The 18,099-nt window shown below is 42.3% G+C and carries 13 protein-coding genes; 11 read left to right on the top strand and 2 right to left on the bottom strand.

The genetic code is table 11. The features are described from left to right. Positions 1–191: 191 nt before the first annotated feature. Complete coding sequence (gene glnA, locus I3255_RS07275) at positions 192–1,601, bottom strand: type I glutamate--ammonia ligase (protein ID WP_238038233.1); 1,410 nt, start codon at positions 1,599–1,601, stop codon at positions 192–194. A gap of 811 nt (positions 1,602–2,412) precedes the next feature. On the opposite strand from glnA, the gene I3255_RS07270 reads away from it, so the two are divergent. The 5 genes from I3255_RS07270 to I3255_RS07250 all read left to right on the top strand — a co-directional run bounded on the left by I3255_RS07270 (position 2,413) and on the right by I3255_RS07250 (position 6,849). After that, a complete protein-coding gene (locus tag I3255_RS07270) occupies positions 2,413–3,036 on the top strand; it encodes an aminodeoxychorismate/anthranilate synthase component II (RefSeq protein ID WP_238038232.1) in 624 nt (207 codons plus the stop codon). Positions 3,037–3,136: 100 nt separating this feature from the next. Beyond that, complete coding sequence (gene trpD / locus I3255_RS07265; protein WP_238038231.1) at positions 3,137–4,258, top strand: anthranilate phosphoribosyltransferase; 1,122 nt, start codon at positions 3,137–3,139, stop codon at positions 4,256–4,258. A 72-nt stretch (positions 4,259–4,330) separates the two neighbouring features. Then, positions 4,331–5,206, top strand: a complete 876-nt coding sequence (gene trpC, locus I3255_RS07260) for an indole-3-glycerol phosphate synthase TrpC (protein WP_238038230.1) — start codon at positions 4,331–4,333, stop codon at positions 5,204–5,206. Positions 5,207–5,313: 107 nt separating this feature from the next. Continuing rightward, the gene (locus I3255_RS07255; RefSeq protein WP_238038229.1) at positions 5,314–6,045 is read left to right on the top strand and encodes a Smr/MutS family protein; all 732 of its coding nucleotides are present in this window, start codon (positions 5,314–5,316) and stop codon (positions 6,043–6,045) included. Between the two features lie 171 nt (positions 6,046–6,216). After that, positions 6,217–6,849, top strand: coding sequence for a DNA-3-methyladenine glycosylase 2 family protein (locus I3255_RS07250; protein ID WP_238038228.1), 633 nt, complete (start codon positions 6,217–6,219; stop codon positions 6,847–6,849). A gap of 40 nt (positions 6,850–6,889) precedes the next feature. Here I3255_RS07250 and I3255_RS07245 read toward each other — a convergent pair whose 3' ends face one another. Continuing rightward, positions 6,890–8,860 carry a mechanosensitive ion channel family protein gene (locus tag I3255_RS07245; RefSeq protein ID WP_238038227.1) on the bottom strand — a complete coding sequence of 657 codons (1,971 nt, stop codon included), beginning with the start codon at positions 8,858–8,860 and terminating at the stop codon, positions 6,890–6,892. Between the two features lie 400 nt (positions 8,861–9,260). On the opposite strand from I3255_RS07245, the gene I3255_RS07240 reads away from it, so the two are divergent. From I3255_RS07240 to I3255_RS07215, 6 genes are all read left to right on the top strand, one after another. Next, positions 9,261–11,183 carry a TonB-dependent receptor gene (locus I3255_RS07240; RefSeq protein ID WP_238038226.1) on the top strand — a complete coding sequence of 641 codons (1,923 nt, stop codon included), beginning with the start codon at positions 9,261–9,263 and terminating at the stop codon, positions 11,181–11,183. Positions 11,184–11,534: 351 nt separating this feature from the next. Further along, on the top strand, positions 11,535–12,959 hold the full coding sequence (gene ahcY / locus I3255_RS07235; RefSeq protein WP_238038225.1) for an adenosylhomocysteinase: 1,425 nt from the start codon (positions 11,535–11,537) through the stop codon (positions 12,957–12,959). A gap of 13 nt (positions 12,960–12,972) precedes the next feature. Beyond that, complete coding sequence (metF, locus tag I3255_RS07230) at positions 12,973–13,821, top strand: methylenetetrahydrofolate reductase [NAD(P)H] (RefSeq protein ID WP_238038224.1); 849 nt, start codon at positions 12,973–12,975, stop codon at positions 13,819–13,821. A gap of 288 nt (positions 13,822–14,109) precedes the next feature. After that, a complete protein-coding gene (locus I3255_RS07225) occupies positions 14,110–14,976 on the top strand; it encodes a 16S rRNA (uracil(1498)-N(3))-methyltransferase (RefSeq protein ID WP_238038223.1) in 867 nt (288 codons plus the stop codon). A 160-nt stretch (positions 14,977–15,136) separates the two neighbouring features. Continuing rightward, positions 15,137–16,852, top strand: coding sequence for a GGDEF domain-containing phosphodiesterase (locus tag I3255_RS07220; RefSeq protein ID WP_238038222.1), 1,716 nt, complete (start codon positions 15,137–15,139; stop codon positions 16,850–16,852). 554 nt (positions 16,853–17,406) lie between these two features. Continuing rightward, positions 17,407–18,099: acyl-CoA dehydrogenase family protein (locus tag I3255_RS07215; RefSeq protein WP_238038221.1), on the top strand; the 693-nt coding region annotated here is incomplete at its 3' end.

Here is an 18,099-nt window from a genome sequence, read left to right as displayed (position 1 = left end):
ATATACTTTTATAAGAACTATTATGCGATACTTTTGATGCAAAATCAGTAGGATTTGATGTGAAATCAATGGTATTTAAAAAAATATCATCCATTTATACCACTATCTTTTTAAACAGGCACAAAAAAACCAGCCAAGATTCACTTGACTGGTTCTTTTTTATTGAATTAACTTAACCGACTAATTCATTATTAGCAGCTGTAGTACATATCAAACTCGACAGGGTGTACAGTCACGTTTAGACGTTGTACTTCATCTTCTTTAAGTGCGATGAATGCGTCTAGCATGTCTTTGGTGAACACATCGCCTTTTAATAAGAACTCGTGGTCATCACGCAGCGCTTGTAGTGCGACATCTAGACTTTCTGCAACCGTTGGGATTTGCGCTTCTTCTTCTGGTGGCAAGTCATATAAGTTTTTGTCAGCTGCTTCGCCTGGGTGCATCTTGTTCTGGATACCGTCAAGGCCTGCCATTAATAGCGCAGCAAATGCCAAGTATGGGTTCGCCGTTGGATCAGGGAAACGTGCTTCAATACGGACGGCTTTTGGGCTGCTTACGTGTGGAACACGAATCGACGCTGAACGGTTAGACGCTGAATACGCAAGCTTAATAGGTGCTTCATAATGCGGTACAAGACGCTTGTAGCTGTTCGTTGATGGGTTGGTAATCGCGTTCAATGCACGAGCGTGCTTGATGATACCACCAATGAAGTACAATGCGGTCTCAGACAGACCAGCATACTCATCACCAGAGAACGTGTTTACGCCATCTTTTGAGATTGACATGTGTACATGCATACCTGAACCGTTATCACCAACGATTGGTTTAGGCATAAAGGTCGCTGTTTTACCAAACTGGTGCGCCACGTTATGAACAACGTATTTCAATTGCTGAACTTCATCCGCTTTACGTACCATTGTGTTGAACGCTACACCAATCTCAGACTGGCAAGACGCCACTTCGTGGTGATGAACTTCAACGCGGCCTTCGCCAACGATTTCTTCGATACGTTCACACATCACAGCACGCATATCGTGTGAGCTGTCGATTGGGGGTACTGGGAAGTAGCCGCCTTTGACGCGTGGACGATGCGCCATGTTGCCCCACTCATAAGTCTCGTTAGTTGACCATGCTGCCTCTTCAGCAGTGATTTTATGACTGACGCCAGACATATCAACTGACCATTTTACATCGTCAAATACAAAGAATTCAGGCTCAGGACCGAAGTAAGCAGTATCACCGATACCAGTTGACTTTAAGTACTCTTCAGCGCGGCGTGCGATAGAGCGTGGATCGCGATCATAGCCTTGTAGCGTTGATGGCTCGATAATGTCACAAGTCACGACGACAGTAACCGCATCAAAGAACGGATCAACGAACGCTGTTTCTGGGTCAGGACGCAAGATCATATCAGACGCTTCGATACCCTTCCAACCAGCAATAGATGAGCCATCAAACATTTTACCATCTTCCATGACATCTTCATCGATAGTAGATGCTGGGAAGCTGATGTGCTGCTCTTTACCGCGCGTATCAGTGAAGCGAAAGTCAACCCATTTAGCATTAGAGGATTGAATAAGATCTAATAATTTGTTCGACATACATAATCTCCGTTGTATTGGTCACGTTATTGCAATTTAAAATTTTTGGTGCCATTTCTTGTGTAAGAATTCCAAATGTCCTTCCAATACCAAACAGCGCATTCGATATTATGCTTATTATCAGCACTATTTATCGTATTAGTCAAGACACTCATCTAAGACGTTTTCTTAATTAGACCAATAGTCACCTCAATGGTCTACAAACATCCTAAGTCAATTCTCATATCATTCTAGCAATATATAACTCGTCATGCTGAACTCTTCTGACAATTATAAATAATTATTTTTAGACCCGTCTTTATGGTCATCAACAATCATACCAGAAATAATGCAAAGGCTATGCCAATATCTCAAAGCAATTACCAACCACATCAATTAAGACAACATATTTCCAATGATTACAGCGCCTTACATCAAGTTATTTTCATATAAAAATGTATTTTTGCTGATAGTCTTTATATTAAGAGATTGTCTGATGCACTAATTATGCTATTTTTGCACTATATTAGTGCTTAAAAAGCCTTATAATTGTCAGAGCGTTCTTTTGCGGTGCAATAATAAAATATCGATTTGTTGATTTGGTACTGATTGTAAAATAGCTATGATCAAAGAAAAATATTTTTATGTAGTGCTTGTCTAGCTAGACTATGCTCTGCATTTGATAGAGAACAAAATAGTGGTAAGATAACCGCGCGCCATAATGCCCTCTGCCGTAATCATAGCTGCTTTTGTTTGGTAACTAAAGCCCTGAACAACAGTAGACGTATATCCCATATTACAAACAGAATAAAACTGATAAGTTGACACCTTCATGATTTTGATGATCGATAATTACGACAGCTTTACGTACAATATCGTACAGTATTTCGGTGAATTGCAGCAGGACATCACCGTTTGGCGTAATGATCAGGTCACTATCGAGCAGATTCGAACGTTAGCACCGGACGTGATTGTTATTGGCCCAGGTCCATGCGACCCTGATCGTGCGGGTGTTTCGCTCGAAGTTATCGAGACATTCAAAGGCATTATTCCGATACTTGGTATTTGTTTGGGTCATCAAGCGATTGGGCAGGCGTTTGGTGGACAAGTCGTCAAAGCAGGTGAAGTTATGCACGGACGGTTATCAGCCGTCTATCATAATGACCAAGGCGTATTTGCCGGACTACCAAACCCATCGCAAGTCACACGCTATCATTCACTTGTCATCGATAAGCGTACCCTGCCAGATTACTTTGAGTTGACCGCATGGACGCAGAATGTTGATGGTAGTATCGAAGAGATCATGGGTATCCGACACAAGACACTTGCCATAGAAGGCGTCCAGTTTCATCCTGAGTCCATTTTGAGCGAAGCAGGTTATCAATTACTCAATAATTTTTTACATACTTATGGCTTGGCAAAACTAGCATCAGATGAGCTACCACAGGTAGGCTAGTTTTGACTTAAGAACCTGCTTTCATTACTCTATCTCAAATCATAGACAGATTCACATAAAAAACAGATTCACATAAAAAACAATCATAAGCGAGATCATCATGAGTACGACAAAAACAGAAGAAGCTCACACGCCAGAGGGTATTGCAAAACTGTCTGATGCCCAAATACATCAACTATTGACGACGGCTTTGGGTAGAATCTTTCAGCACATCGATTTGACCTTTGATGAGATGTATCAAGTGATGCTGATCATCATGCAAGGTAGATGTAGCGACGCGATGATGGGCGCTATCTTGACAGGTTTACGTATGAAAGGTGAATCTATCGATGAGATCACCGCATCAGCCAGTGCGATGCGTGCGCTAGCCGCCAATATTGAGCCAAAAAACTGTGACTATTTGGTCGACATCGTTGGTACTGGCGGTGATGGTGCCAATTTATTTAACGTATCGACTGCATCGGCATTCGTTGTCGCGGCGGCTGGCGCACAAGTTGCCAAACATGGTAATCGCGGTGTCTCAACCAGATCTGGTAGCTCAGATTTGCTTGAGCAAGCAGGCATCAGTCTTGCGCTGACTCCAGAACAAGCAAAAGATTGTATCGAGAACGAAGGGGTTGGGTTTTTGTTTGCGCCCAACCATCACAGCGCCATGCGTCATGCCAATCCTGTACGCCGTGAGCTAAAAGCGCGTACCATCTTTAATATTTTAGGCCCCTTAACAAACCCTGCTGGTACGCCCAACTTAGTTATTGGTGTCTTTACCGCGCAGCTCTGTGAGCCAATTGCCAAAGTCATGAAAAACCTAGGCGCACGGCATGTCATGGTCGTGGGCGCAAAAGATGGTCTGGATGAAATCAGTCTAGCAACCTCGACCACAGTTGCTGAACTAAAAGATGGCGAAATATCCGTTTATGAGATGATGCCAGAAGATGCAGGTATCGAATCGCAAACTCTGATTGGTCTAGACGTCGACTCTCCAGAGCAAAGCCTTACATTGATTCGCGCTGCTCTATCTGGTGCTGATACCCATGACCGTGCTGTACTTAAAGCCCGCGACATGATTGCTTTGAACGCAGGTGCGGCAATATACACCGCCGGACTTGCCAGCAACTATCCTAATGGCGTTAGCCGAGCTCAAAAGATTATCCAAAATGGTGATGCTTTACTCAAGCTTGAGTCTTTGGCCAAATACACGCAGCAGCTAGTGACTAAAGATTAATTTATGCGCATCAATAAAGTGCAAAACTATATATCACTGCCTATTTACCTTTAATAATATTCGGATAACAGCATGACCACAACTCATTCAGACATACCTTCGGTACTACAGCGCATTGTCGCAACTAAAGTAGAAGAAGTAAAAGCAGCGCGCGCGGCGCTATCTCTTGAAGATTTGAAAGCGCAAGTCGCAGCTGACAACAAACCGCGCCGAGGTTTTGCTGCTGCCTTACGTGCTGCTAGCACTGAAAATAATGGTGTTGGCATCATTGCTGAAATCAAAAAGGCCTCGCCATCTAAAGGTATTATCAATCACGATTTTACTCCTGCTCTATTTGCGCAGCAGTATGAGAAAGCGGGTGCTAGCTGTCTATCGGTGTTGACTGATCGCGATTATTTTCAGGGCGATGATACGTATCTTATTCAAGCGGCAAATGTCTCAAGCTTACCGATACTTCGCAAAGATTTTATGATTGATGTCTATCAAATATATCAATCTTACTTAATGGGCGCTGACTGTATCCTACTCATTATGGCCTGCCTAGATGACACACAAGTACAAGAGTTGCATGCGCTAAGTATTGAGCTTGGCATGGATGTGTTGATAGAAGTGCATACACAATCTGAGCTTGAGCGTGCGCTACAATTACCACGCTCAGAGCATAATATTTACGGTATTAATAATCGTGACTTGAACACGTTTGATGTGGACTTACAAACCACACTCGATTTAAAAAATATCTTAATCGAAGCACTTTCTGCTGATGCTGATAATGCCGATCAAAAACCACTGATCGTGACTGAGAGCGGCATTCATAGCAGTGATGATATTAGTCTTATGCTAAGTCATAATATTCAGCACTTTTTAATCGGTGAGCAATTCATGAAAACCGATCATCCGGGACAAGCGTTACAATCCTTACTTGCGGGCGTCGTAGTAGACGAGTAAAGTAACTCAATAATTCAAGCTTCAATAGAATCAGATAGCTTGAATAAAATATTTACCCTATAAATTACTCAACCTTTCATTCACCCATCAACAATACGTTAACTTTTATGTCAAACTCTCTGTTTTCAAAAGAAATGCAAGACCAGCTCAAAGAATTAAAAGGCCAATTAAGTAAAGGCCGTGATACTAATTCACCTGAAGGTGAAAACCAAAAGCCCACTGAGCCAGTGTCATTACTGACTCAAAAACAAGTGAAAAAGACCGTCAAGCAGCTAGACAGTGAACATGTCGATGATGACAAAGTACTGTTCATGCAAGCCATGCATGGTGTCAGTAAACTAGAAGACAAAAACGTACGCTCACCTACTAGTACGGCAAGAGCGGGTAAACCTGATGCAGCAACACTATCAAAACGTGCGGCCGCTCAAGGCAGTGAAGCTAGTGATTTAGGCGCTGGCTTGTCAGATATGCAAGCCCTGCTAAACCCTGTCGCTGCTGAAGCCTATTTGTCATATAAGCAGCCAACCTTGCAAAATAAAATCTTTGATCAGCTCAAAAAAGGTAAGTTGCGTTGGTACGATGCGGTAGACATTCATGGCTGTACGATAGAAGAAGCACGTGACGCCATGACGCAACTGCTAAGCCAAGCGAAGCAAAAAAATGAAACCATGGTAAAAATCGTCCATGGTAAAGGTAGCGAAGCGATTCTAAAAACCTGTATCAATGGTTGGTTACGCCAATTGCCAGAAGTATTGGCATTTTGCTCTGCCCCGCCAAAGGATGGTGGCAATGGTGCGGTATTGGTACTGCTCAAAAAACCTAAAGCAGATGGCGAATAGAAGTCATCGCTTATGATAACTCTATTAAACAAAAAAGGACTGCTTATTTGCAGTCCTTTTTTATCTATAACTCGTATATCAATCTTTAACGATTTTCCCTTTAATGTGTGCCTCCTACCCTTTACTATTAGGTCTATTCGAGCACTGTTTAATGAGCCAAGCGAAGTCCTTATGAGTATCAAAACCATTGAAAATAAAAAAGAACTACAGGAAAATATCACCGCATTGATTGCTATCGAACCAAAATTTTCTGCTATCTACGAGCAGGTTGGTCTACCTGATCTTAGGCACAATGCAGGTGGGTTTGAGCAATTAATGAGAGCGATGGTTGGTCAGCAGCTGTCTGTCGCCGCTGCAGCTAGTATCTGGAAACGGTTGGTTGATGCGGATTTGACAACGCCGCATAAAATCAATGAAGCAACTGACGAGGCTTTAAAAGCTCAGGGATTGTCTAAGCAAAAAACTCGCTATATCCGCTCTTTAGTCAATCATGGTATAGATTTTAAGGCTTTAGAAAACATGCCTGATGAAAAAGTGATACAGACACTTACCGCTGTTACGGGCATCGGACGCTGGACCGCTGAGATGTACTTGCTCTTTTCTTTAAAACGCGCAGACGTGCTTGCTGTCGATGACTTGGCCATTAAGGTTGCGGCGATGGAATTATTAGGCTTAGCAGAACGACCAACGCCCAAGCAGCTCAAAAACCTTACTCAGCACTGGTCACCGTATCGCAGCGCTGCCAGCTTACTGCTCTGGTCGTACTACGGCTTATTACGTAATAAAACTGCAGTACCTTTATAGCTGACCGTGCAGAATAACTGCCTATATGGAAAAACCGTTTCTAAGGCTGATTCCATATAGATAAGCTAAATTTATTTTTGGTGTGCTTAAATTTGCTTTTTCTTAGCATACGACTTTTGTGTTTGAGCGCTTTGAGCGCTCCCTTTCTACTGACAGTTGCCATAGATGACTTTTGCTTATTTGCCATATCATCATTAGCATTGTCGGTGTCTTTGTTTATATTCACACTGTCAGAATTATTATCATCATTGCTTTCTAGACTGACATTTGTTTCATTGCTATTCGTATCGCTATGGTCTTCTGAAACATCATCTTCTGTTTCAGCAGTATTGTTTTCCATATGATGTTCAAGCTCAGCTTGATTGACGATCAGCTGCTGGGTTGGCAATGCATGTTCGAGATCATATTTTGCAACTTGGTTTAATACATCAACGAATACCACGTTTTGCTTATCATAAAACTCCATCACATTATTGGCATTGATATATGCTTGTAACTGAATAACATAGCAGTCTTGGCGTAGCTCTAAAATATTAACCTGATTCCATTCTTGATTGGTCAAGTAATGCTCATTTAAAAACTCATCTAAGTCTTTGACCATCTTGAAGACCACATCGATATTCGCGGTGCGCTTCAGATATAACTGATGAAAGAAGCGGAACATATCACGCGAGGTAAAGTTTTCAATTTGCATCGATGAAAAATCACCGTTTGGCACCGTGACAACGGTCCGTGTCAATGTGCGCACACGTGATGAGCGAATACCGATGTCAATAACCGTGCCTTCATAAGTGCCAAATTTACAATAGTCACCGATACGTACTGGTGAATCCGCGACGACTACGACACTACCAACAAGGTTTTCAATTGTTTTTTGTGCACCAAGTGCCAATGCTAAACCACCCACACCCAGCGCGGCAATACCTGTGGTTAAGTCAAAACCCAAATTACCAAAAATGACAATGACCGCAAATATTAAGAGTAGCGCTTTGACGACTTTTCGCATCAGTCCCAAGATTGAGACACGCTCAGTATAGTTTTTCTTATAGCTTAGGTTGACCGCTCGAGTAAATATCGCATCAATAACTCGTAATAATAGCCAAGTTAGTGCGAGCCAAGAAGCAATATCAGTAAAGCGATTGACTGGTTCGCGTAGCGTGACGGACACGCCTGCGTAGACCATCACTTCAGATAAGATCAGCGCCATAATGACCACAGAAAGCGGCAGTATCACTTTGTCAGGTAATGGCAAAGGCACGCCGCGCACACGAGGATAAACCATCCTCAATAGGTGGTATAACAGCCATACTGCGATATAAGTGAGGACAAAACTGCTCACGATCATAGATAGCGCAGCAACCAAATCAGCCAGCTGATAACCAAAGAGCTTTTTGCCTTCTAATGAATCCACCGTATAGCGAGATACCAAAGTCGGCTCTGAGTTTTCTATCACTTCTGGTATGGAACTCAGCGTCTCACTCGAAAACTGCCAATACTGCTCGTTCTCTTTAGAGACCACTCGTTCTAGTAACAACGACACGCTTTTTTCACCGATATTAATCACACCGACATTTTCTTGATTCGGTGGTAGTTGATCGGTGAGATTGCCCTCAGGGGTATTACTGATTTGCAAATCAGGCTGGAATCGGCCACCTGCATCGAGTGCTTGCTTAAACTGACGTACGACAGTCGTTGGGTTATCAGACTTGGACAAATTGAGATAGTTACTTGCCAGCAAGTAGTCGTTTTCGCCCAATGCACTGATAAAACCCTGCACGGTATGACGCGGCGTATCTCGCCCAAATGAATCAGGTAAGGGTGTAGCTACTGTCTCTTCATTACTATCACCACTAACGCCAAGCGTACCAGCGTCGACAGCAAAAGCAGTTCTTGGCAACACAATACTTAATATCATCGCCAGCAGAAGCAATACGACCGCAAATGGTATCTTAAGAGTAGAGTTCGATGAAGGGAACGCGGTACTGGAAGTCAGATTATGCTGAGTAGACAAAACAAACCTCTTAACTTTATGAGTGGCACAATGAAGAACACATAATATCCGCACTATGATAACAATTATTTATAACAGCAGTGCTTTTGATTATACGTTTTTGTCGCTAACTGTGTGAGTCAATTATTTTATCGCTCTGTACAGTCTCGTCCGCTTACTGAAATTGATAGACATTAATAAAAAAGTAGCTATCTAACGAATAACTAGCATCTCATCATGAATTATATTCACCCTATGGTGAAGAAACATTAGGTTAAAGTGGTTTATAAAGACGAAACTTTTATAGATAATGAGCGCAGTTTTGCTTATATACTGTTTTTTGTAAATTTTGATACCTTTTACGTTTTAATAGTTATTTCTTATGTCTGCATTTTTTCATTTGATTACTTTGGAATCAACCATGTCTTTATCACGCTCATCTTCACGTACCTATCTTCGCCTAAGTGTCTTAAGCGCACTTGGTTTATTTGCAGTCAACACAGCGATGGCGGCGACCTCTGATGTAACTAATACTAACGATAGCGAGATGCCACAAGTTGAGCTTGATAAAATTGTCGTGACAGCGACTCGCACACCCATTAAAACCAGTAATGTGATTGCACAAACTCGCGTCATTGATAAGGAAGAGCTACAACGTTATCAAGGTCAAACCGTAACAGATGTATTAAAGAATCAACCGGGCATCAACATTACTCAAAGTGGTGGTATGGGAAGTGTTAGTAACTTTTACATGCGCGGTTACGATAGCAAGCAGATACTTGTACTTATTGATGGCATCCGCTATAGCTCTATTTCTTTAGGCACGCCAGCATTAAACTTACTTTCTGCTGATCAAATTGACCGTATCGAAATACTATATGGTGCATCAGGCTCTAGTATATATGGCTCTGACGCTATGGGCGGTGTCATTCAAATATTTACCAAAGGCTCTAACATCGAGCAAAACAACGTTTCAGTCACGGCGGGAGCAGGGTCTCACAACCTCTATAACTTGGGAGTAAATGGTCAATTTACCAATCAAGATACAACGCTTAGCTTAGGCATTAGTCATACTGATACTGATGGTTTCAATGCTGTCGAAACTGGAAGCAATTTCAATCCAGATGACGATGGATTTAATATGACTTCCGCAAGCCTTGCTGTGACAAAAAAAATCGCACCTAATGTAAAAGCAGGTCTAAGCGCTTTATACAACAAATCAACGTCTGAATTTGATGGTTTTGCTGATTGGACAACTGGAGCTGTACATCCTGATGCTCATAGTGATCAGAAAAATGGTTCAGCAACAGCATTTATTGAACATATTAACGATCTTGCTACTACTAAGCTAAGCTATGGTCGTAGTATCGATAAAATCTCTACTTATGAAGATGGTAATGATTTAAATAACAGCACTGTTTTTGATACTGAGCAAGACCATGCACGTTTAGAGAGCCAAATTAAAGCAGGTGATGGTCATGCGATTTTGGGACTTGAACACCTAAAGCAAAAGATAGACTCTACTACTGAATACGATGTCGATAGCCGCACTATAAAAAGTGCTTTTATCGGCTACCAATTAGCCGACACGTATTACGACTTGCAAGCTAATTACCGTGTTGATGATAATTCCCAATATGGCAATGAAAGCACCTACAATATAGGTGCTGCTATACGTCCGTTGAAGGGTGTACGTATTGGTACAAGTTATGCCACAGGGTTTCGTGCTCCTACGTTTAACGATCTATACTTCCCAGGCTATGAAAACCCAAACTTAAAACCTGAAACCACTAAGAACACCGAAATCTTCGTGGAGTATGTCACTGATAATCAGCTATCACGACTTACTGGTTACCATACTGATGCAGAAAACTTAATAGCATCTGGGGAAAATATCGGAGAAGCAAAGATCAAAGGCTTAAGTTTAACGTCAGATTGGCAAATCAATTCTTTCTTATTTGGCTTTGGATATAATTATTTAGACGCAGAAGATAGAAACCCTATAAAACCTGCATTTGGTGAGCCTACTTATGGTAATTACCTCGTTTACCGCCCTAAAAATAGCGGTTCAATTTATGTAGGCTATCAACAGCCAAAGTTTGATGTACGATTAGAAGCTAAGTATACCGACGAAAGATTTTCCGACGCTGCAAATACAACTAAGTTAGATGATTACACCTTACTAAACTTAAGTGGCTCTGTTTACATTACACCTAATCTTCGTGCTAATTTGCGCGTTGACAATATCACTGACGAAGATTACATGTTATCTAATCAGTTCGGCACAGAATACAGCACTGACGGCACTAACTACTTTACCTCTCTAACTTACAACTGGTACTAAGCTGACTTAGCACTATAAAACTCTAGCGCTTGTTTAAATATAAAAGGTCATCTACAGGTGGCCTTTTTTATACCTATGAAAAATATACAGGTACTTATGCCATGATTGCTTGTCATTTATCTCAGTCAATAGGTGACAATTAACCACTCATCTATTACAATAACGACCTCCGAGAGGTGTTGCGCCATAATAGTGATTTACTGCATTAACATTCTATAGTTATGCAATCACAGGTTATGTTAGGCTCGGTTAACTGTCGAGAGACCATGTCTTTGGTCGCTCACAGCGCAAACAACGGCACCTGCGTTTTTATTCTTTTTATCATTCGTTAACCACTGATAGGAGCATATTATGGACGCAGTGTCTACTACACCATCTGCCCATACGATCGATCCCTCTTTCACTGACTATAAAGTCGCTGATATCAGCCTTGCTGATTACGGCCGCCGTGAAATCACCCTTGCCGAAGCTGAAATGCCTGCTCTAATGGGCTTGCGTCGTCGCTACGAAGCAGACCAGCCGCTTAAAGGCGCTAAAATCGCTGGCTGTATCCACATGACCATTCAAACTGCTGTCCTCATCGAGACACTAGTCGCGCTAGGTGCGGAAGTCCGCTGGACCTCATGTAACATCTTCTCAACGCAAGACCATGCTGCTGCTGCGATTGCTGCTGCTGGTATCCCTGTTTATGCGTGGAAAGGCGAAACAGAAGAAGAGTATGAATGGTGCTTGCGTCAGCAAGTACACGTTGGCGGTGAAGCCTCAGGTCAACTTTGGGATGCCAACTTAATCTTGGATGATGGTGGTGATTTGACCGCTTTGATTCACGATGAGTATGCTGAGCTTCTTGACAACATCCATGGTATCTCAGAAGAGACCACCACTGGTGTACACCGTTTGGTTGAGATGTTGAACAAAGGTACATTAAAGGTGCCTGCTATCAACGTCAACGATGCTGTGACCAAATCTAAAAACGACAACAAATATGGCTGCCGTCATAGCTTAAATGACGCTATCAAACGCGCCACTGACATGTTCCTTGCTGGTCGTCGTGCGCTGGTTATCGGTTATGGTGATGTAGGCAAAGGCTCTACACAAAGCTTACGCCAAGAAGGCATGATCGTACGCGTCTCAGAAGTTGACCCTATCTGTGCGATGCAGGCATGTATGGACGGTTTTGAAGTATTATCACCATACATCGACGGTGACAACACGGGCGGCGCAGACAGCATCAACAAGCGCTTGCTTGAAGACACTGACATGATCGTCACCACGACTGGTAACTATCACGTTTGTGATAGACATATGCTAGCAGCCCTTAAGCCTGGTGCAGTCGTTTGTAACATCGGTCACTTTGATACTGAAATTGACACACAGTTTATGCGTGATAACTGGCGCTGGGTTGAGATCAAGCCACAAGTTCATCAAATCTTCCGCTCAGATGATGAAAACGATTATTTGATCTTGCTTGCTGAAGGTCGTCTGGTTAACCTAGGTAATGCTACTGGTCACCCATCACGCGTCATGGACGGCTCATTTGCCAACCAAGTATTGGCTCAAATGTATCTGTTCGAAGAAAAATTCGCTGACTTGCCAGCTGACCAACGTACTGACAACCTATACGTAAAAGTATTGCCTAAGAAGTTAGACGAAGAAGTGGCCGCTGCGATGGTTGCAGGTTTTAACGGTACGCTAACTAAACTGACTGAAAAGCAAGCTGAGTATCTGGGTGTGCCTGTCGAAGGTCCATTCAAACCTGACGCTTACAAATACTAAAAGGAGCCTGACTGTGAGTAAGCCTGCTTTCTCCTTTGAGTTCTTTCCTGCAAAAACCGAGCAAGGTCACGAAAAGCTTCTCAGTACTTATGATGAGCTGAATAAGTTGTCACCAGCGTATTTTTCGGTGACCTATGGTGCGGGCGGTTCAACTCGTAGCCGTACCTTAGACATCGTACAAGCACTAAACGCGCGCGGAGACACTGAAATTGCGCCGCATATGTCTTGTATCGGTGATGACAAAGCAGAAATTGCTGAGTTGCTTGAGTTTTATAAAAGCTTAGGCATCAGACGTCTTGTCGCATTGCGTGGCGACTTACCGTCAGGTCAGGTTGGCATGGGTGAGCTGCCATTTGCAGTAGATTTGGTCAAGTTCATTCGTGAGTACTCAGGTGATCACTTCCATATCGAAGTGGCGGCCTACCCTGAGATGCATCCACAAGCGCGTAGCTTTGAGTTTGATGTCGACAACTTGGTGAATAAGTACCGCGCTGGTGCCAATGCATCGATTACGCAGTTCTTTTATAATGCAGATAGCTATCTGTATTTGCGTGACACGTTAGAAAAGCGCGGTATCGATACCACTGCCCAGCCATTGGTAGCTGGCATCATGCCGATCACCAACTCTAGCAATCTGATACGCTTTGCTGATAGCTGTGGCGCTGATATTCCACGTTATGTGCGTAAGCGATTAGCCGACTTTGGCGATGACAGCAAATCTATTCGTGAGTTTGGTTTTGATGTGGTGTATCGCTTATGTGAGCGCTTAATGAGCGAAGGCGTGCCGGCCATGCATTTTTACAGCATGAACAAAGTTGAGCCAAATAAACGCTTGGTTGAAGCATTAGGACTTATTGCTTAATACTTGATAATTAAGCAAATATATAATGAATCTATAACTAACTGGCGCTCTTCGGAATGCCAGTTTTTTTATTGGAAAATTTTGTCTACTGGGCATTCAGGTATCAAAAAATACGTTTCATCTTAATGTGTTTCTTAAATTGTTCTTACTATATGATAATGTCATTTATCCGTTGAGCGCTGTTATCTAGCAGTAATTATCATAAAAGGAATGCCTTTATTAGCATCAAATGATATTCTACTGGGTCAATAATAACTGCTCACAATTAAATAATAGGAATAAGACCACGTGCGACGTTTTTTTTATGCCATTAATAACGACAACACTGATGCCCTACCCTTACCTAAGCTGGGTGACCTACCTCTAGGGAGCCACGTTGAGTTGCCAGATAGCATCGTCCATCATTGGTGCCGAGTGCTGCGTGCAAATATCGGTGATCAAGGTATCTTGTTCGATGGATTTGGTGGTGAATATAAAGTAGAGCTACAAACAATCAGTAAAAAAAACGCGACGGCTACCCTCCTCACTCATCTAAAGGATGATCGCACGGCGCCTATTATTAGCAAAATTGGCTTAGTAATGAGCCGCGGTGAGCGTATGGATTACGCAATCCAAAAAGCAACAGAGCTTGGTGTCACGGCTATTCAATTGCTGAGCAGTCATCATGGCGAGGTCAATCTAAAACCCGCCCAAGTCAACAAGAAACTGGCTCACTGGCAACAAGTCGCTATAGCAGCCTGCGAGCAATGCGGCCTCAATCGCCCACCTATTATACTTGCCCCACTATCTATCCATGAATGGCTAAACCAACCTGCGTCTAATGCTTTGAATATGGCAAAAATGGTCAGCCCCATCGTCTCTATACTCAGTCAAGACATTTATTATCAGGTGCTACGTAGCGCTGCAGATCTACGTATGCAGATGAGTGTGCCTGCGGCAGGACAACCTGCTAAACCAGAGAGACTGGCCTCGGTTCTCAAGCAACAATCCCCTTATATTGAACTATTGATTGGCCCTGAAGGCGGTCTCAGTGACGATGAGTGTCAAAAAGCAGAATCTGTAGGTTTTATACCTTGGCAAATTGGCAGTAGAGTATTACGTACAGAGACAGCGCCCGTGGTTGCATTGACTACTTTACTCGCTTTGTATGGTTAAAATTGGTATCAGTAATGAGATTTACTATCGTTTATAGATACTTTAAAATAGAACTTTTGTTTTATATTGTGTAGAATCAAAAGTGATCTTAGTTCTAATTTAGTAAATTGAATCACAGTACTTATTTTTTATAAGCCTTTATTTTTTGTGAGACATTATTATGAGCAACTTTGACCCCATTCCAGTATCGATTAAACAGCAACTTATGGCCCAACTGTGTGAGCAGATCGAAGATGCTGTTTTTGTATTAGATAGCAATTTACGCTATCTATCTGTCAATGCCAGCTATGAGCTTATGATTGGCTATAAAGAGTCATTTTTGGTTGGTCGGCCACTTGGTATTTACGTGGCTGAATTTTTGTCAGAAGAAGAGCAGCTTATCTTAAAAGACATCAAGAGCAATTTAAAAGAGTCTGGTTTTTACGAGATGGACTTTTCAATGGCCAATCGCTATGGAGAGACTATCGATTGTCATATTACCTATCGTAAAATTTGTATCGATCAAGCTGTCTATCATGTGGGTATGCTACGCGACATGTCGTCGGTCGTTAAAGATCAAAAGCAGGTTGCTCATTTACTCAACTACGATCAGCTCACTGGATTGCCTAATCGTAAAGTATTTTTGAGTCAGGCCAGTGATATTTTATTAGATACCTATCAAGAGGTTGTCCTTGTACGTTTAAATATTGACCGCTATCGTAACCTTGCAAGCTTGTTGGGTTCTGATGGCGTTAACTCGTTAATACAGAGCTTTGTAGAGCGAGTCAAAACCCTCGAACTAGAAAATTTACGCTGCTTTTCTCATTTTGGTGGTGATGATTTTGCCTTACTGTTTGAGTGTAAAGATGGCAATATAGTGCGTCATCAGCTAGATACGCTCATGCAAATGTGCGAGCTTCCCTTTACTATGACTGAGAAAGCGGTAACGGACGCCCATATCTATTGCCATGTCTCTGTTGGGGTCAGTTACTTTCCTAAAAACGATGCTCAGGCAACAGGCTTATTGACCAAAGCAGAGAAAGCCTTACAATATGTCAAACAACACGGCGGCGATGATATCCGTTGGTATGACAAAACGATTGAAAAAGCCACTTCAGGTAGCCTACAGTTAGAAGCTGATCTGAGAGCAGCGGCGGCTGAAGGACAGTTCGTACCGTATTATCAACCAAAATTTTTATTGGATACTGGAATAGTTACGGGATTTGAAGCACTGGTTCGCTGGCAACATCCTACTCGCGGCCTACTAAAACCAAAACATTTTATCGATGCTATTTTGACCCATAAGCTATCGTTTGAGCTGTTTTCACAGATGGCTAACAAGATTGCTAACCAGTTATCTGAATGGCGACAGCAAGGTTTTTGTCAGCATATCTGTATCAATGCTGATGCTGCTGAATTTAGTCATCCTGAATTTTTTGATATGGTGAGCGGCCTATTGGTACAGCACAATATTGCAGCGTGTCAGTTGCATATCGAAGTGACCGAATCCTCTTTGATTCAGCGCCATGACGATGTCAGAAAACAACTCAACTCCCTCAAAGAATTGGGCGTTTGTCTTGCCTTAGATGATTTTGGTACGGGTTATGCATCCTTGAGTTACCTGCAAGAATACCCCTTTGATTTTATCAAAATTGATAAGAGCTTTATCTCAAAAATTGATACCGACCGTACTCAGCATGCCATTGTAAAAGCCATTCTAGACTTGGCAGATGCTCTAGACATGCATGTAGTGGCAGAAGGTATAGAAAATGAACAGCAGCGCGATGTGTTACTGGACATGGGTTGCAAAAATGGACAAGGCTATTGGTTTGGCAAACCTGTGCCCGCTGATGTTGCCACTGAGATGCTGGTCAAACAATATACTGCCCAATCATAGATATCTTGATATTTGCCCTTCCATCATGGCTGGGCTTGACACACTCATGCATTGGGTGGCTATCAAATACTCACGTTTGTTAAATATCACAAGACCGCTTGTTGGTGCATTTGCTCTAAAAGCGGTTTTTCTTTATTTGGTCGATATTGCCTTTTATTTTATATCCAGTAATTCAAGGGATAGATTCTGCCTTGTATCACTAGCTTTTTCATAGAGTTATTAACGATCAAAACTGCGCCTAACGTCGATTGCATAACCGATGCAAGATAGGTTCATGACTTATCAGTCCTGTCACCAAACTTGTATATTCGCCTATGAAAGCCTATCTTTTATAGTGAATTTGTTAGAGCACATTTAATCTTTCTTCGACTCTGACAATCACCATTCTTTTTAACACTATTTTATGTAATCGATAGCATGGTTGACCTGCTTCACTGTTTATCATTTGTTTAGATTTCCAGACTGGCTAGGTAAGAATAACGCACTAGAGGATAGTGCGACCATATGCTCATTATTGGCTATGATCGGTTACATTCCAAAAAGGACAGGAAGTTATGCAATACAAAGCGCCCTTACGTGATATCCAATTCGTTATGCATGAACTACTCGATAGTGAAAGCCATTACAAAACATTACCAGCGTTCCAAGAAGCTGACCGCGAGCTAATGGACAGCCTATTTGAAATGGCTGCAAGCTTTGCTGAAAACGAACTGTCACCACTGAACCAAAGCGGTGATGCTGAAGGCTGTAAGTTTGACAATGGTAAGGTCACCACGCCAAAAGGCTTTAAAGAAGCTTATGACGCGTATTGTGAGCTTGGCTTCCCTGCTTTATCTGCTGAAGAAGCATTTGGTGGTCAAAACATGCCGTTTTCATTGTCTACTGTCATTAATGAAATGGTTGGTACCGCCAACTGGTCATTCTCTATGTACCCTGGCCTATCACATGGTGCTATTCAGACCATCGAGCATCATGGTACTGACGAGCAAAAACAAACTTACCTAGAAAAAATGGTTACTGGCGAATGGTCGGGCACTATGTGTCTTACTGAAGCCCATGCTGGTTCTGACTTGGGTATTATCCGTACCAAAGCTGAGCCTAAAGAAGATGGCAGCTATAGCATTACTGGTCAAAAGATTTTCATCTCTGCCGGTGAGCATGACTTAACCAGCAATATTATTCATATTGTATTGGCTCGTCTACCAGGCGCACCTGCTGGCACAAAAGGTATTTCACTGTTTATTGTA

Origin of the sequence: Psychrobacter sp. Ps6, from assembly GCF_022129235.1 — a bacterium.
GTDB lineage: Bacteria > Pseudomonadota > Gammaproteobacteria > Pseudomonadales > Moraxellaceae > Psychrobacter.
The sequence above is the reverse complement of the archived record's forward strand: the minus strand, read 5'-3'. Positions and strand labels throughout refer to the sequence as shown.

Coding starts and splice junctions, on each gene's coding strand:
- I3255_RS07255 (WP_238038229.1), top strand. CDS start 5,314: ATGTCAAACTCTCTGTTTTCAAAAGAAATGCAAGACCAGCTCAAAGAA.
- trpC (WP_238038230.1), top strand. CDS start 4,331: ATGACCACAACTCATTCAGACATACCTTCGGTACTACAGCGCATTGTC.
- I3255_RS07220 (WP_238038222.1), top strand. CDS start 15,137: ATGAGCAACTTTGACCCCATTCCAGTATCGATTAAACAGCAACTTATG.
- ahcY (WP_238038225.1), top strand. CDS start 11,535: ATGGACGCAGTGTCTACTACACCATCTGCCCATACGATCGATCCCTCT.
- trpD (WP_238038231.1), top strand. CDS start 3,137: ATGAGTACGACAAAAACAGAAGAAGCTCACACGCCAGAGGGTATTGCA.
- I3255_RS07250 (WP_238038228.1), top strand. CDS start 6,217: ATGAGTATCAAAACCATTGAAAATAAAAAAGAACTACAGGAAAATATC.
- glnA (WP_238038233.1), bottom strand. CDS start 1,601: ATGTCGAACAAATTATTAGATCTTATTCAATCCTCTAATGCTAAATGG.
- I3255_RS07270 (WP_238038232.1), top strand. CDS start 2,413: ATGATTTTGATGATCGATAATTACGACAGCTTTACGTACAATATCGTA.
- I3255_RS07240 (WP_238038226.1), top strand. CDS start 9,261: ATGTCTTTATCACGCTCATCTTCACGTACCTATCTTCGCCTAAGTGTC.